This window comes from Microvirgula sp. AG722 (assembly GCF_003269145.1).
GTDB classification, from domain to species: Bacteria; Pseudomonadota; Gammaproteobacteria; order Burkholderiales; family Aquaspirillaceae; genus Microvirgula; species Microvirgula aerodenitrificans.
On record NZ_QLTJ01000017.1, the window covers coordinates 25,714 to 41,460 of the forward strand.

The 15,747-nt window shown below is 64.3% G+C and carries 14 protein-coding genes; 2 read left to right on the plus strand and 12 right to left on the minus strand.

Annotated features, from left to right (window positions below):
- Window positions 1-62: 62 nt before the first annotated feature.
- The 8 genes from der to ndk all read right to left on the minus strand — a co-directional run bounded on the left by der (window position 63) and on the right by ndk (window position 8,550).
- Window positions 63-1,442 (minus strand): ribosome biogenesis GTPase Der, encoded by a 1,380-nt coding sequence (gene der, locus DFO50_RS16080; protein WP_028499966.1) that lies wholly within the window; start codon window positions 1,440-1,442, stop codon window positions 63-65.
- 5 nt (window positions 1,443-1,447) lie between these two features.
- Window positions 1,448-2,584: an outer membrane protein assembly factor BamB gene (bamB, locus tag DFO50_RS16085; RefSeq protein WP_158537488.1), complete on the minus strand. Its 1,137-nt coding sequence runs from the start codon at window positions 2,582-2,584 to the stop codon at window positions 1,448-1,450.
- Between the two features lie 4 nt (window positions 2,585-2,588).
- Complete coding sequence (locus DFO50_RS16090) at window positions 2,589-3,218, minus strand: tetratricopeptide repeat protein (RefSeq protein ID WP_028499964.1); 630 nt, start codon at window positions 3,216-3,218, stop codon at window positions 2,589-2,591.
- A gap of 9 nt (window positions 3,219-3,227) precedes the next feature.
- A complete protein-coding gene (gene hisS, locus DFO50_RS16095; RefSeq protein ID WP_112692868.1) occupies window positions 3,228-4,499 on the minus strand; it encodes a histidine--tRNA ligase in 1,272 nt (423 codons plus the stop codon).
- 142 nt (window positions 4,500-4,641) lie between these two features.
- On the minus strand, window positions 4,642-5,913 hold the full coding sequence (gene ispG / locus DFO50_RS16100) for a flavodoxin-dependent (E)-4-hydroxy-3-methylbut-2-enyl-diphosphate synthase (RefSeq protein ID WP_199489871.1): 1,272 nt from the start codon (window positions 5,911-5,913) through the stop codon (window positions 4,642-4,644).
- Window positions 5,914-5,916: 3 nt separating this feature from the next.
- The gene (locus DFO50_RS16105; RefSeq protein ID WP_028499961.1) at window positions 5,917-6,834 is read right to left on the minus strand and encodes a RodZ domain-containing protein; all 918 of its coding nucleotides are present in this window, start codon (window positions 6,832-6,834) and stop codon (window positions 5,917-5,919) included.
- Window positions 6,835-6,979: 145 nt separating this feature from the next.
- Window positions 6,980-8,068, minus strand: a complete 1,089-nt coding sequence (gene rlmN / locus DFO50_RS16110; RefSeq protein WP_028499960.1) for a 23S rRNA (adenine(2503)-C(2))-methyltransferase RlmN — start codon at window positions 8,066-8,068, stop codon at window positions 6,980-6,982.
- A gap of 56 nt (window positions 8,069-8,124) precedes the next feature.
- Complete coding sequence (gene ndk, locus DFO50_RS16115; protein WP_028499959.1) at window positions 8,125-8,550, minus strand: nucleoside-diphosphate kinase; 426 nt, start codon at window positions 8,548-8,550, stop codon at window positions 8,125-8,127.
- A 269-nt stretch (window positions 8,551-8,819) separates the two neighbouring features.
- Between ndk and DFO50_RS16120 the strand changes: the two genes are divergently transcribed.
- Window positions 8,820-9,641 (plus strand): SPOR domain-containing protein, encoded by an 822-nt coding sequence (locus DFO50_RS16120; protein WP_051528988.1) that lies wholly within the window; start codon window positions 8,820-8,822, stop codon window positions 9,639-9,641.
- 6 nt (window positions 9,642-9,647) lie between these two features.
- Here DFO50_RS16120 and DFO50_RS16125 read toward each other — a convergent pair whose 3' ends face one another.
- From DFO50_RS16125 to DFO50_RS16135, 3 genes are all read right to left on the minus strand, one after another.
- Window positions 9,648-9,965, minus strand: coding sequence for a YnfA family protein (locus tag DFO50_RS16125; RefSeq protein ID WP_028499958.1), 318 nt, complete (start codon window positions 9,963-9,965; stop codon window positions 9,648-9,650).
- Complete coding sequence (zapE, locus tag DFO50_RS16130) at window positions 9,962-11,116, minus strand: cell division protein ZapE (RefSeq protein ID WP_199489872.1); 1,155 nt, start codon at window positions 11,114-11,116, stop codon at window positions 9,962-9,964. Before zapE ends, DFO50_RS16125 begins: the two co-directional genes overlap by 4 nt.
- Window positions 11,117-11,230: 114 nt before the next feature.
- Window positions 11,231-11,848 carry a peroxiredoxin gene (locus DFO50_RS16135; protein ID WP_107888667.1) on the minus strand — a complete coding sequence of 206 codons (618 nt, stop codon included), beginning with the start codon at window positions 11,846-11,848 and terminating at the stop codon, window positions 11,231-11,233.
- Window positions 11,849-12,305: 457 nt separating this feature from the next.
- Here DFO50_RS16135 and DFO50_RS16140 point away from each other — a divergent pair, with 457 nt between their 5' ends.
- Window positions 12,306-13,805: an acetyl-CoA hydrolase/transferase family protein gene (locus DFO50_RS16140; RefSeq protein ID WP_028499955.1), complete on the plus strand. Its 1,500-nt coding sequence runs from the start codon at window positions 12,306-12,308 to the stop codon at window positions 13,803-13,805.
- A 70-nt stretch (window positions 13,806-13,875) separates the two neighbouring features.
- Here the strand turns inward: DFO50_RS16140 and aspS are convergent, their stop codons facing one another.
- Entirely contained in the window at window positions 13,876-15,681 is a 1,806-nt protein-coding gene (gene aspS, locus DFO50_RS16145) for an aspartate--tRNA ligase (RefSeq protein ID WP_112692869.1), read from the minus strand.
- Between the last annotated feature and the right edge of the window lie 66 nt (window positions 15,682-15,747).

The window sequence follows — 15,747 nt, forward strand, 5'->3', positions numbered from 1 at the left end:
GGTTTTGTAATTCGCTCGGGATAGCGTTCTATTTTTCTAAGCGGAAAAACGCCGGGATGCCACTATTTTTTCTTGCCGTATCGTACCGGTTTCGGCTTGCCCTTGGTCGGTTTCGGCGGTGCCGCCCGTTCGGTATAGGGGTTGTCGGTCGATTTATACTGCACACGCAACGGCGTACCCTCAAGCTTGAAGATACGGCGGAAACTGTGTTCAAGATAACGGGTATAGCTGTCCGGCAACTTATCAAGCGCATTGCCGTGTATCACCACGATCGGCGGATTCATGCCGCCCTGGTGGGCATAACGCAGTTTCGGCCGGGTCAGGCCGATCATCGGCGGTGACTGGCGTTCCAGCGCCACTTGCAGCGCACGCGTCAGCTTCGGCGTCGCCAGCTTGCACATTGCGGCCGTGTACGCCTGGTCGATGGACTTGAACAGCTCGCCGACGCCCTGCCCCTTCAGTGCCGAAATATAGTGATATTTGGCAAATTCAAGGAAATGCAGCTTGCGGGCGATGCTGTGCTTGATGCGCAGCTTCTGGTCTTCGCCACAGTCGTCCCACTTGTTGACCGCGACCACCAGCGCCCGGCCGGCTTCGAGGGCAAAACCGGCCAGCGTCGCATCCTGGTCCGACACGTCGAGGCTGGCGTCGAGCACCAGCACGGCGACGTTGGCGTCTTCGATCGCCTGCAGCGTCTTCACCACCGAGAATTTCTCGATTGCCTCGTTCACCTTGGCGCGACGGCGCACGCCGGCGGTATCGATGATGGTGTACGGCTTCCCTTCGCGCTCGAAATCGATGTAGATCGAGTCACGGGTAGTCCCCGGATGGTCGAAGGCAATCACCCGTTCTTCACCGAGGATGGCGTTGACCAGCGTCGACTTGCCGACGTTCGGCCGGCCGATGATGGCGAACTTCGGATGGCGCGGGTCTTCTGCCGGTGCCTCGTCGGCAAACGGCTCCAGCACCTCGTCCATCAGTTCGCGCACGCCTTCGCCATGGGCGCCGGAAATGCTCCACGGCTCGCCAAGACCCAGCTCGTAGAATTCGGCCACCACCATGGCCCGGCTCATGCCTTCGGCCTTGTTGACCACCAGGTAGACCGGCCGGCTGCCCTGGCGAAGCTGGTTGGCGATGATCTTGTCCTGCGGCGTCAGCCCGGAGCGGGCATCGACCAGGAACACCACCGCGTCCGCTTCATCCACGGCCTGCAGGGTCTGGCGCGCCATCTCATGCATGATGCCGCTGTCGACCACCGGCTCGAAGCCCCCGGTGTCGACCACGAGATACGGCTTGTCACCGACCCGCCCGTGGCCATAGTGACGGTCACGGGTCAGGCCGGGCAGGTCCGCCACCAGCGCGTCGCGGGTTTTGGTCAGCCGGTTGAACAGCGTCGATTTGCCGACATTGGGCCGGCCGACAAGCACTACAGTCGGTTTCACTTAATTTACAGTCCCAGTTGGGCGATTCGGCCGAGGCCCTGCACCAGCAGGTTCGGTCCCGCGGCGACCGGCTGGCCGGATGCGCCGATCGACGCACGGCCGAGCTCGTCGCCCGATTCATTGGAAAGCAGGTGGGCAATGCCTTCGCCGTCGGTCACGACGACGAAGCGGCCCAGCAGGGCCGGTGCCTCCACCTTGCGGTATTTGAAGCCATCCTGGCGCCAGACGCTGCGGCCGTCGGTACGGTCGAACGCCTGCACCGAACCGTCGTCGGCGGTCACGTAGATATTGGCGGCGTCCAGGGCAATGCCCTTGCTCGACGACACTTCACGCGACCACATCGGCGTCGCGGTACGCGCGTCGAAGCAGCTCAGGCGACCCTGGAAGGCGACTGCGCACACCTGGCCACGGTCGAACACCGGGCGACTGGCGACGTCGACCATCCGGTCGAGTTCGGTCGCGCCCTTCGGCGTGGCGACGTTGGCTTCCCACATCGCGCGGCCATCGGCCAGACCCAGCACCGTCAGCACGCCGCCGGGCAGGCCCAGCAGCACGACATCGGAGCCGAGCAGTTGCATGGCACCGGTCGAACGCACCGACAGCGCCGGTTGCTGGCGCTGGTACAGCCACAGTTGCTGGCCGCTGGCAAAGTCGAACGCCGTCACGTTGCCGTCACCGGTACGGACCACGACCGTCTTGCCGTCGGTCTGCGGCGCTTCCAGCGCCTGGCTGGTCAGCGTCGCCTTCCAGCGCGATTCGCCCTGGGTGGTGAAGGCCAGCAGTTCGCCGCGCTCGCTGACGGCAAACACCCGGCCATCACGCACACCGACACCGGCCGACAGCCGGACCTTGGTATCGAAGCCGCCGATCTCGCGGCCGGTGGCAGGATCGATGATCTGCACGCGGCCGTTATTGCCTGCGGTGTACACGCGCTCACCGTCGAAAGCCGGTTCGAACACGTAGCCGCCGGCATCGCCGACGCTGTTTTTCCAGCCGACCTTCAGGTCGACCAGTGGCTTCAGCGGCTTCAGCGGCGTCGGCTCGGGCGTATTGTCGCTGCCGGAAAACAGCGAGCAGCCGGACAGGGCCAGCGCAGCAAGCAGCGCAACGACGGACAACTTCATCGGGAAGGGTTTATTCATGTTATCAGCCACCCAGTGAATCGATTTTGACTTGGACCAGTTCTGCGCGCGGCGCTTCCGGCGACATCTTGGCCAGGGACTCCAGATAGGCCGCATGTGCGCCCTTGCGATCGCCCTTGACCGACAGCGCGTCGCCCTTGAGTTCGAGTTGCTGCGCGGCGAAGGCGACGTCGACCGGCTTGGCCAGTTCGGCCAGCGCGGCGTCAGCCTGGTTCGCATCGAGCTTCAGCGAGGCAAGGCGCAGGCGGGCCACGGCCACCAGCGCTGCTTCTTTTGCATTGGCAGTCACCCAGCCCAGCGCCTGTTCGGCCGTCTTGACGTCACCGTGGTCGAAAGCGACCCGGGCCGCCAGCAGGCTGGCACGCGCGGCGTAGCCGGACGACGGGTAGGCATCCTGCAGCGCCTTGGCGCTGGCCACCAGCTTGCCGGTGTCATTGCTGCGGACGGCTTCGTCCACCGGTGCATACAGCACGGCGGCCTCGGTGGCGACATGGCGCTGGTAATAGCCCCAGCCCTTGTAGCCGAGATACGCCACCGCAGCGACGACCACCCCGGTGCAGATCCAGCGACCCCACTGGCGCCAGAACGCCTTGATGTCGTCTATCTGCTCCTGTTCCTGCAAGTCGAAAGCCATGAGTTCCCCTTAAGATTTCAGCGCGGCAAGCTTTGCCACAAGTTCGTGCCGGCCGAGCGTCTCCTGCTCGCCGCCATCGCGCAGCGGCTTGAGCACGGCCTGGTCGTTGGCCAGTTCGTTTTCGCCGACGATGACGGCGTAACGCGCGCCACTCTGGTCGGCTTTTTTCATTTGCGACTTGAAGCTGCCCTCACCCATGTGCTGGATGACCGCGTAGCCGGCAGCGCGCAGCGCCTTGGCCAGCTGCATCGCGTACAGCGGCGCACCGTCGCCCTGGCTGACCAGGTAGATATCGGTGCCGCTGCTGGCAGGCAGCAGTCCCTTGTCGGCCAGCAGCAGCAGCACGCGTTCCATGCCCATGCCAAAGCCGATGCCCGGCGCCGGCTTGCCGCCCAGCTGTTCGGTCAGCCCGTCGTAGCGCCCGCCGGCGCAGACCGTGCCCTGGGCGCCGAGTTCGGTGGTCACCCACTCGAACACCGACTGGTTGTAGTAATCGAGACCGCGCACCAGACGCGGGTTTTCCACGAAGTCGACGCCGATGCCGGCGATCATCGCCTTCCAGCCGTCGTAGTGCGCGCGTGATGCGTCGCCAAGGTAGTCGATCAGGCGCGGCGCGCCATCGGCCATCTCCTGCAGCGCCGGGTTCTTGGTGTCGAGCACGCGCAGCGGATTGGTATACAGCCGGCGCTTGCCGTCCTCGTCGAGGATGTCGACGAACTGTTCCAGATAGCGGATCAGCGCTTCGCGGTGGCGCGCGCGCTCGTCGGCATTGCCCAGCGTGTTGATTTCAAGCCGCACGTAGTCGCTGATGCCCAGCCGCTGCCACAGGTCCGCCGTCATCATGATGATTTCGGCATCGATATCGGGGCCGGCAAAGCCGAGCGCCTCGATGCCGACCTGGTGGAACTGCCGGTAACGGCCTTTCTGCGGCCGTTCGTGACGATACATCGGGCCCATGTACCACAGCCGCTGCGTGGCGTTGTACAGCAGGTTGTGTTCGACCACCGCGCGCAGCGTGCCGGCCGTGCCTTCCGGGCGCAGCGTCAGGCTGTCCCCGTTCAGGCTGTCGGTGAAGGTGTACATTTCCTTCTCGACGATGTCGGTCACTTCGCCGATCGAGCGCACGAACAGCGGCGTGTTCTCGACGATCGGGGTGCGGATGTTCTGATAACCGTAATCGGTCAGCAGGGTGCGCAGCACGCCCTCAAAATATTCCCACTGCTGGGATTCGCCCGGCAACACATCATTCATGCCGCGAATCGCCTGTATTTTTTCTGCCATCTTCAGTTCTGTTCGAGAGTCTTGATTCGGTTTTGCCATGGGGTACGGAACAATACAGCGGGCCGCAGCACGGGTATTCCCGATGCTGCGGCCCGTCGGCGGACAGGCAAGAGCATAGATTATTCCACGCCCTTGCGCGTCATCAGACCGGTTTCAGCGCAATCGTGCGACGACGCTTGCTGCCGCCCTCCCCGTATCGGGTTTTCACATAGTCGTCGACGATGTCCTGGAAGGCGTCGGCAATATTGTCGCCCTTCAGGGTCACCGTCTTTTCGCCGTCCACATAGACCGGCGCGACCGGGACTTCGCCGGTGCCGGGCAGCGAGATGCCGATGTCCGCCAGCTTGCTTTCGCCCGGACCGTTCACCACGCAGCCCATGACCGCGACATTCATCATTTCAACGCCGGGATACTGCAGCCGCCAGATCGGCATCTGCTCGCGCAGATAGGTCTGGATCTGGTCGGCCAGCTCCTGGAACACCGTGCTGGTGGTGCGACCACAGCCCGGGCAGGCAGTCACCAGCGGCGTGAACGAACGCAGGCCCATCGTCTGCAGGATTTCCTGGGCGACGATGATTTCCCGGGTACGCGACTCGCCCGGTTGCGGCGTCAGCGAGACGCGGATGGTATCGCCGATGCCTTCCTGCAGCAGTACGGCCAGCGCCGCGGTCGACGCGACGATGCCCTTCGATCCCATGCCGGCCTCGGTCAGCCCGAGGTGCAGCGCGTAGTCGCAACGGCGGCCCAGATCGCGGTAAACCGCAATCAGGTCCTGCACATGGCTGACCTTGCACGACAGGATGATCTGGTCCGGATCCAGCCCCAGTTCCACGGCCCTGGCGGCGTTTTCCAGCGCGGACACGATCAGCGCCTCGCGCATGACCGCCTCGGCCGGCAGCGGCTGCGGCCGGCGGCTGTTTTCATCCATCAGCCGGTTGGCGAGCGCCTGGTCGAGGCTGCCCCAGTTCACGCCGATCCGTACCGGTTTGTCCAGTTCGGCCGCCAGCCGGATCATGAACGAGAATTTCTCGTCGCCCTTGGCACCCCGGCCGACGTTGCCCGGGTTGATGCGGAACTTGGCCAGCGCCCGGGCGCAGTCGGGATAGTCGCGCAGCAGGCGATCACCATTGAAATGGAAATCCCCCACCAGCGGCACGTTGCAGCCCATGTCGTCGAGGCGCTGACGGATTTCCGCCACCCGTGCCGCCGCTTCCGGCGAATTCACCGTGATGCGGACGATCTCGGAGCCGGCCTCGGCCAGCTCGGCGACCTGGGCCGCCGTGCCGGCGGCATCGGCGGTATCGGTATTGGTCATCGACTGCACGATGACGGGCGCGTCCCCGCCGACCAGTACATGGCCTACGCGCGCCTGTCTGGACACGCGCCGGGGGATGGGACTGCCGGTATCGATCATGGCTTACTCGAGAGTCAGTTTTGCCGTGCTGCCACGGATCTTGTCGGCCAGGTCGACCTTCTTGCCGTTGAAGTACAGTTCGGCCTGCTGGGCATTGCCGATCACGACCCGGTACGGCGGCTTGCCGGTCACGGTCTTCTCGGCACCAGCGGAAACCTTTTCGTACAGCAGCTTGTTGCCATCGGCATCCAGCACCGACACCCAGCTGTCGGTCTTGGCCAGAATGCGGACGGCGCCGGTTGCGGCCGGCGTTTCTGCCGCAGCCGCAGTCGGTGCCGGCGCGGTGGCCGTGTCGGCCGACGGAGTGGTCGGTGCGGCGGTATCGGTGCCCGGAGCGGGTGCCGTCGACGTGTCCGGCGCCGGCGTTTCGGTCGTCGCGGGCGCCGCTTCAGGCACCTCGTCGGCCGGCGGCGTTTCGGCATCGGTCACCAGCGCACCGGCTTCCGGCTGCGCCATGTCCGCCACCGGGGCAGCCGGAGCAGTGTAGTTGACCAGGGCGCCATAGCCGATATAACCGGCAATGCCGAGCAGGGCCAGCAGCAGTACGCTCTTGACGACCCGGCCGCCATTGCCGCCCGACCGTGCCGGACGCGGCGCAACCGGTTCTGAGGCGGTCTGCTGTTCGGGGACCGGCGTTGCGGCGACTGCCGTGCTCGGCAGATGGCCGTCCAGCCAGGCCAGCAGCGGTGCGGCATCCATCTCCAGGAAACGTGCGTAGTTGCGCACAAAGCCTCGCGCGAAGGTCGGTCCTGGCAATTTGTCGTAATTGTCCGCCTCGATGGCTTCGATCTGTCGCTTCGACAGCTTGATCTGGTCTGCCACTTCCTGGATGGAAATGCCGCGCTTGATCCGCTCGTTGGACAGCATGACGCCGGCCGATTGCATCGGTGCGGCCGTTTCGCGGGGGATGTCACTGGTCATCTGGGGATTCCGCTCGTTGTACTGTTGAGCCGGGTCCGGGTCGGGACGACGGCACTTGAGTTCCAAAATTTACCGACTTCTTCACTGGTGTCCCCACACATCGCACCTGTGCGTTCGCGCCAACGGGAAGATCGACGGCAACGGGTCATGAACCGCCATTCTCCGTCAGCCAGCGAATCTTGCGTTTTGTCTTGTCCTGAACCTGTCCGGCCAGTTGCCCGCAGGCGGCATCGATATCGTCGCCGCGCGTTTTGCGGATCGTGGTGACATGGCCGGCATCCACCAGAATGTCGCGGAACGCGCGCACCGCATTGTTGCTCGATCGCTCGTACCCCGAGTTGGGGAACGGGTTGAACGGGATCAGGTTGAATTTGCATGGCACGTCGCGGACGAGGGCCACCAGTTGCCGGGCATGTTCCGGTCTGTCGTTCACCCCGTCAAGCATCACATATTCAAAGGTGACGAAATCGCGCGGTGCGCGCTCGAGGTAGCGTTGACAGGCTGCCAGCAGTTCGCGCAGCGGATATTTCCGGTTGATCGGCACGATCTCGTCGCGGATGGCGTCGTTCGGCGCGTGCAGGCTGACGGCCAGCGCGACCGGACAGTCCTCGCGCAGACGGTCCATGACCGGGACCATCCCGGACGTCGACACGGTGACGCGGCGGCGCGACAGCCCGTAACCATGGTCGTCGAGCATGATCTGCAGCGCGGCGACCACATTGTCGTAATTGGCGAGCGGTTCGCCCATGCCCATCATCACGACATTGGAGATGACGCGTTCGTTCTTCTGCGTCACCCCCAGGGATTTGTTTGCCCACCACAGCTGGCCGATGATCTCGGCAGTGGTGAGATTGCGGTTGAAGCCCTGGCGCCCGGTCGAGCAGAACGTGCATTCCAGCGCACAGCCGACCTGGCTCGACACGCACAGCGTGCCGCGCTCGTTCTCGGGAATGAAGACGGTTTCCACCCCGTTGCCGGTACCGACATCCAGCAGCCACTTGCGCGTGCCGTCGGTGGACTGCTGCTCGGCCATCAGGCTGGGCACGGTCACGCAGGCCGACTGTTCAAGCTTGGCGCGCAGGCTCTTGGCGAGATCGGTCATGGCGCCGAAATCGTTTTCGCCCATCTGGTGCATCCAGCGCATCACCTGTCTGGCGCGAAAAGGCTTTTCGCCCATGGCGGCGAAATGGTCGGTGAGTTGCGGGAGGGTGAAATCGAGCAGATTGGTCTTCATGGCACAACACGAGGTGAGAAGCCGCGCGGGACACCGTCCCGGCGCGGCAGGCGCGATCAGCGCGAGTAGACTTCCGAAGCGGCGAAGAAGTAGGCGATTTCGATCGCGGCGTTTTCAGCGCTGTCCGAACCGTGGACGGCGTTGGCGTCGATCGAGTCGGCGAAGTCGGCGCGGATGGTGCCCTTGTCGGCCTTTTTCGGGTCGGTGGCGCCCATCAGGTCACGGTTCTTCAGCACGGCGTTTTCGCCTTCCAGCGCCTGGATCATCACCGGGCCGGAGATCATGAACTGGACCAGGTCGTTGAAGAACGGACGTTCCTTGTGCACGGCGTAGAAGCCTTCGGCTTCGCTGCGGGACAGATGCTTCATCTTGGCGGCGACAACCTTCAGGCCAGCCGACTCGAAACGATCGTAGATCTTGCCGATCACGTTCTTGCCCACGGCGTCAGGCTTTACAATTGACAGGGTACGTTCGATTGCCATACAAAGTCTCCTCGACATGAATTCGGTATAAATTGGAAGGCACATGCCTTCGATGAACCCGATATTCTAGCAGTGTTGCGGCTCCGGCGTCGCGATTCGCACCGCCGTGGCTGACGAACGACAGACAACTGTTTCCAACCCGGGAGTCTGCGGGCCGGCCAATGGACAATGATCCGGCGGCACACTTGCCCTGCGGGCCGGTTGTACCCTGCCCGCCCAGACTCCCGCCGACGCCGGCGGGCCGCCCGCTTCACCCGCATGACCGGACTATGACCGAACCCACCGAGAAACCGACCCCCACCGTCTCCCGCAAGTCGCTGCTGATCGCGGCGGGCATCGTCACAACGGCGCTGATCGCCTGGCCGGTCTACAACAGCGTGACCCGCCCCGTCGCGCCGCCGGGCGGCGCGCCAGCAGCAAAGAGCGAAGGCATCATCACGCCGCCACATCCGGCGGCGGTGGAAACGGCACCGGACAGCGCGACGGAGAAGCCGGCCGAGCCCGCCCCGGCAGCCGAAGCGGCAGCCGAGCCGACGGCACCGGCCACCGAGGCACCGGCCCATGCGCCGGCCGAACCGGTGACGCCGGCCCAGCCCAAGGCCGCACCGGCGGCAGCACCGGCCGCCAGCGCCGCGCACCCCGCCGCCAGCAAGGCGACCGAGAAGCCGGCCGCACCGGCACCGAAAGCAGCAACCAGAGACAGCGCAACACCGCCCGCGAAGGCCGCCGCCAGGGAAACCGAAGCGCCGGTCGCAAAGAGTGCGCCCGCGCAGAAACCGGCAGCCACGGCCAAACCCGCTCCTGCCGCGGCCGCGGCGCCGACGCCGGTACCGTACCGTACCGCGCCGCCGACCGAGGCCGCACGTCCGGACGGCAGCTCGGTCGGTTACCGTATCCAGCTCGGCCTGTTCAGCAATCTCGACAATGCGACGGCACTGGTCCAGCGCCTGAAGAAGTCCGGGATCGCCGCCCAGTCGGAAACCCGGGTCAGCGTCGGCCCGTTCACGACCCGTGCCGAGGCGGACGAGGCAATGACGCAGCTGAAGGCCATGGGCCTGACCCCGCTGCTGGCACCGAATGGCAAGCTGTAGCAGCAGCTAGCGCGGCTGGAAGGCGATGATCGCCATGCCGGCCAGCGCGATGCCCGCCCCGGCCAGATCCCAGCCGGTCGGCCGCACGCCATCCACGCCCCACAGCCACAACAGCGCCACGCCGATATACACGCCGCCATATGCCGCATAGACGCGGCCGGCGGCGGCTTCGTGCAGGCTGAGCAGCCAGGCGAACAGCGCCAGGCTCAGCGCGGCCGGCAGCAGCACCCAGACCGGTGCGCCGCGTTTCAGCCACAGCCACGGCAGGTAGCAGCCGGCAATCTCCGCGACCGCCGTCAGCACATACAGCAGCAGGGTCTTCACAGCGCCAGATCGTCGACCGGCACCCGCTCGAACGGATCGCCCTGATGCGGCAGCGCCAGATATTCGCTGGTCTGCATTTCCGACAGCCGGCTCGCGGTGCGGAAGAACTCGCTGGCCTGCACCCCTTCGGTATACAGCGCATCCGCCTCGACTTCGGCCGACATCACCAGCTTGACCCGGCTGTCGTAGAACACGTCGACCAGCCAGGTAAAGCGTCGCGCTTCACTGGCCTGGCTGGCACTCAGCTTCGGCATGCCGGACACGAACACGGTGTGATAGGCACGGGCGATCTCGACATAGTCGGTCTGCGCACGCGGGCCGGCGCAGATTTCCATGAAGTCGAACCAGATCACGCCGGGCACATGCCGCACGCACTTCAGCTTGCGATCGAACAGCGTGATTTCGCGCTTCAGCGCCTTGCCCGGCGCCAGCCGGGTCCAGATTTCTTCCAGCCGTTCCTGGCTGCCGGCCAGTGGCGTCACATACAGCGGCTCACGGGTCAGTTCCCGGTGCCGGTAGTCGCGCCCCCCGTCGACGTTCAGCACATCCATCCACTCGTTGATCAGTGCGATGGTCGGCAGGAAATTCATCCGCTGCAGCCCGTTCGGATACAGCGCATCCGGCTGGTAATTCGAGGTCATGACAAAGATCACGCCATGCTCGAACAGCTCCTTCAGCAGCCGGGCGAGAATCATCGCGTCGGCAATGTCGGAGACGTGGAATTCGTCGAAGCACATCAGCCGTGTCCGCTCGGCGATGCGCCGCGCGACCGTGACCAGCGGATCGGCTTCGTTGGTCAGCGTCCGCAGTTCGGCATGCACTTCCATCATGAACTGGTGGAAATGCACGCGCCGCTTGCGCCGGTACGGCACGCACGCATAGAACGCATCCATCAGGAAGCTCTTGCCGCGACCGACCCCGCCCCAGAAGTACAGCCCGCGCGGCACTTCCGGATTGCGCAGGCTCTTGCCGAGGAAGCGGCCGCGCCGTTTCTTGAATTCCATCAGCTGGAAGTACAGCCGGTCCAGATGGTCGATGGCCTCGGCCTGGGCCGGGTCGACGATAAAGCCGGGGCGGCCCGCCAGCTGCTCGTACCAGGCTTTGGGTGACAACTGGGTATTCTGACCGGGAGAGAAAGCGTGTTGCGACATGCGAAAAGGGACGGGGAGGCAAAGCGGCAATCTAGCATAGCCGGGCGGGACAGGTCCGCGCAGGCAAAGAAAAAACCCGCCGGCAGGCGGGTTTTTCTTTGCAACGCAAAGGCGTTACAGGTCCTTGGCGTTTTCGGCCAGGTAGGACGCGACGCCGCTCGGGTCGGCCTTCATGCCCTTCTTGCCCTTGTTCCAGCCTGCCGGGCAGACTTCGCCGTTTTCTTCGAAGAACTGCAGCGCGTCGACCATGCGCAGTGCTTCGTCGATATTGCGGCCCAGCGGCAGGTCGTTGACGACCTGGTGACGGACCTGGCCGGCACGGTCGATCAGGAAGGTGCCACGGAAGGCCACGCCGCCTTCGGATTCGACGTCGAATGCCTGGGCAATTTCATGCTTGGTGTCGGCGACCAGCGTGTAGCCGACCTGGCCGATACCGCCCTTTTCCACCGGGGTGTTGCGCCAGGCGTTGTGGGTGAACTGGCTGTCGATCGACACGCCGATGACTTCGACGTTGTGCTTCTTGAACTCTTCCAGGCGGTGATCGAACGCGATCAGTTCCGACGGGCACACGAAGGTGAAGTCAAGCGGGTAGAAGAACACGACGGCGTACTTGCCGGCGGTCGCGCTCTTGAAATTGAAGTTGTCGACGATCTGGCCGTCGCCGAGCACGGCCGAGAAGGTCTTGTCAGCGTCAGCGAAGAACGGAGCCTGTTTACCAACCAGAACTGCCATGAGGGTCTCCTTGTTTGATGCGGGTAAAGTGGGCAGGTGCGCCCGATGTGATTGCCGACGTTATAACGAAGCGTCCCGGCGCGATCCAATTGATTCGGCTAATGGCGCGCATAGCGTGCGGCAATCAATGAATCCGGGCATATCCTCTTAGTAATGGGGCATGGCCGGGCTTTTTTCAAGGGCAGTGGCCATGCCGGCAAGCGGGCAAATAGGACAACATATTTGTCCGTATTGGCCGGGAGTGCTTTAATGGCGGTCTCGCTGAGAGACATTACAAAACCACAAGCCTGACGGTCGCCAGAACCGCACACGCGCCCCGAACGCGGCCCGCACTGACTGCATGCGTGATGTTTCATCCGACTCGCGCGCCCACACACATGCCCGCGCCATCCGCGCCCGCCTGGCAGCCAGTCCACGACCCGGTCACCGACGTGCCGACCAGGCTGGAGAAACCATCATGAGTGAACAACGCATTCGCTGCGCAGCCCTGCTCGACAGAGTCACTACCCCGGCCAAGGCCGCCGAACTGATCCGCGACGGCATGACCGTCGGCACCAGCGGGTTCACCCGCGCCGGCGACGCCAAGGAAGTCCCGATCGCGCTGGCCGAACGCGCCCGTACCGAGCCGCTGCACATCACGCTGATTACCGGCGCCTCGCTCGGCCACGACGTCGACAAGGTGCTGACCGAAGCCGGCGTGCTGGCCCGCCGCATGCCGTTCCAGGTCGATACCACGCTGCGCCGCGCGATCAATCGCGGCGAAGTGATGTTTATCGACCAGCATCTGTCGGAAACGGTCGAGCTGCTGCGCTCGAACCAGATCGGCCCGATGGACGTCGCCATCATCGAGGCGGTGGCCATCACCGAGGACGGCGGCATCGTGCCGACCACCTCGGTCGGCAACTCTGCCAGCTTCGCCATCCTGGCCGAGAAGGTGATCGTCGAGATCAACCTGAGCCAGTCGCCGGCACTGGAAGGCCTGCACGACATCTGGATTCCGAAACCGCGCCCGACCCGCGAGCCGCTGCCCATCGTCACCCCGCACGACCGCGTCGGCACCACTTCGGTGCATATCCCGCTGGAAAAGATCGCCGCCATCGTCATCACCGAGAAAGCAGACAGTGCGTCGACCGTGCTGCCGGCGGACGAAGACACGGCACTGATCGCCTCCCACCTGATCGAATTCCTCAAGCACGAAGTGTCGCGCGGTCGCCTGTCGGCACAACTGCCGCCGCTGCAGGCCGGCATCGGCACCATCGCCAATGCGGTGCTGGCCGGCTTCGTCAATGCACCGTTCGAGAACCTGACCATGTATTCGGAGGTGCTGCAGGATTCGACCTTCGACCTGATGGACTCGGGCAAGATGACTTTTGCCTCCGGCTCGTCGATCACGCTGTCAGCGGCCAAGCACAAGCAGGTGTTCCAGAACATGGACCGCTACCGCGACAAGCTGGTGCTGCGCCCGCAGGAGGTCAGCAACCATCCGGAAGTGATCCGCCGCCTCGGCCTGATCGCGCTGAATACCGCACTGGAAGTCGACATCTACGGCAATGTGAACTCGACCCACGTCGGCGGCACGCACATGATGAACGGCATCGGCGGCTCGGGCGACTTTGCCCGCAATGCCTATTTCGCCATTTTCGCCACCAAGTCGATCGCCAAGAACGGCAATGTCTCCAGCGTGGTGCCCATGGTGTCGCACTGCGACCACAACGAGCACGACGTGGACATCATCGTCACCGAGCAGGGTCTGGCCGACCTGCGCGGTCTGGCGCCGCGCGAACGGGCCAGGGTGATCATCGACAACTGTACCCACCCGCTGTACCGCGACCTGCTGCGCGATTACTACCGCGACGCACTGACGCTGGGCGGCCAGACGCCGCACCGGCTCGAACGCGCCTTCGAGCTGCATGTGCGCTACCGCGAAACCGGCTCGATGCTGGCCACCGCCGTCTAAGCCAGGCCCGGAACGACAAAAAGCCGACCCGTTACAGGTCGGCTTTTTTTCATGCCACGAGCCCGATAACTCAGGCGGCCGGCGTTTCTGCCTTCTGGCGCAGACGCAGGCTCAGTTCCTTGAGCTGCTTGTCGTCGACGACGTTCGGTGCATTGGTCAGCAGGCACTGTGCGCGCTGGGTCTTCGGGAACGCGATCACGTCGCGGATCGACTCCGCACCGGCCATCAGCGTCACCAGACGGTCGAGACCGAAGGCCAGGCCACCATGCGGCGGCGCGCCGAACTTCAGGTTGTCGAGCAGGAAGCCGAACTTGTTCTGCTGTTCCTCGGCCGAAATCTTCAGCGCGGAGAACACCTTTTCCTGCACTTCGGCACGGTGGATACGCACCGAACCGCCACCGATTTCCCAGCCGTTCAGCACCATGTCGTAGGCACGGGCCAGGCAGTTGGCCGGATCGCTTTCCATCAGGTCTTCGTGACCCGGCTTCGGCGACGTGAACGGATGGTGGCAGGCCGTCCAGCGGTCTTCGTCCTCGTCGTACTCGAACATCGGGAAGTCGACCACCCACAGCGGGCGCCATTCGCGCACGAAGTAGCCGCCGGCCTCGCCGCGTGCGTGACCGATCTTCAGTCGCAGCGCGCCAATGGCTTCGTTCACCACCTTGGCCTTGTCGGCGCCAAAGAAGATGATGTCGCCGTTGTCGGCGCCGGTGCGGGCCATGATCTCGTTCAGCGCGTCGACCGACAGGAACTTGACGATCGGCGACTGCAGGCCGCTGGTTTCGTCATTGGTGATCTTGCTCTTGTCGTTGACCTTGATGTACGCCAGACCCTTGGCACCGTAGATGCTGACAAACTGGGTGTAGTCGTCGATTTCCTTGCGGCTGATGCTGGAACCGCCCGGCACGCGCAACGCCACCACGCGACCGTTCGGCAGATCGGCCGCCCCGCGGAAGACCTTGAACGTCTCGGTCTTCATCAGGTCGGTCAGCTCGGTGAACTTGAGGCTGACGCGCAGGTCCGGCTTGTCCGAACCGTAGTAGAACATCGCATCCTGGTAGCTCATGCGCGGGAAATCGCCAAGCTCGACCTGCATCACGTCGCGGAAGATCTCGCGCGTCATGCCTTCGGTGATGTCCATGATCTCGCCCTCGTTCAGGAACGAGGTTTCCAGGTCGATCTGGGTGAATTCAGGCTGGCGGTCGGCACGCAGGTCTTCGTCGCGGAAACACTTGGTGATCTGGTAGTAGCGGTCGAAGCCGGCCACCATCAGCAGCTGCTTGAACAGCTGCGGGCTTTGCGGCAGCGCGAAGAACGAGCCCGGATGCACGCGGCTCGGCACCAGGTAGTCGCGAGCGCCTTCCGGGGTCGAACGGCCGAGGATCGGCGTTTCGATGTCGATGAAGCCCTGCTTGTCCAGGTACTGGCGCACGCCCATCGCCACGCGGTAGCGCAGGCGCAGGTTCTTCTGCATGGCCGGACGGCGCAGGTCGATGACGCGGTTGGTCAGACGCACGGTTTCGGACAGGTTTTCGTCGTCGATCTGGAACGGCGGCGTGGCAGCCGTGTTCAGGATCTCGATGTCCTTGGCCAGGATTTCGATCTGGCCCGACACCAGACCGGTATTGACGGTCCCTTCCGGGCGATTGCGCACGATGCCGCTGATCGACAGCACGAATTCGTTGCGCGCGCTGTCGGCGGTGCTGAAGGCTTCCGGCGTGTCCGGATCGATGACGACCTGCACCAGACCCTCGCGGTCGCGCAGGTCGATGAAGATGACGCCGCCGTGGTCACGACGACGATGAACCCAGCCCTTGACCGTCACGGTCTGGCCGAGAAAGCGGGTGTCGATGAGTCCGCAGTAATCGGTACGCATGGTGTGCTGACTTTCGATTTTGGAGCACCCCGCCGGCCACACGGCCGGCAGGGCCCCCTGTTGGAA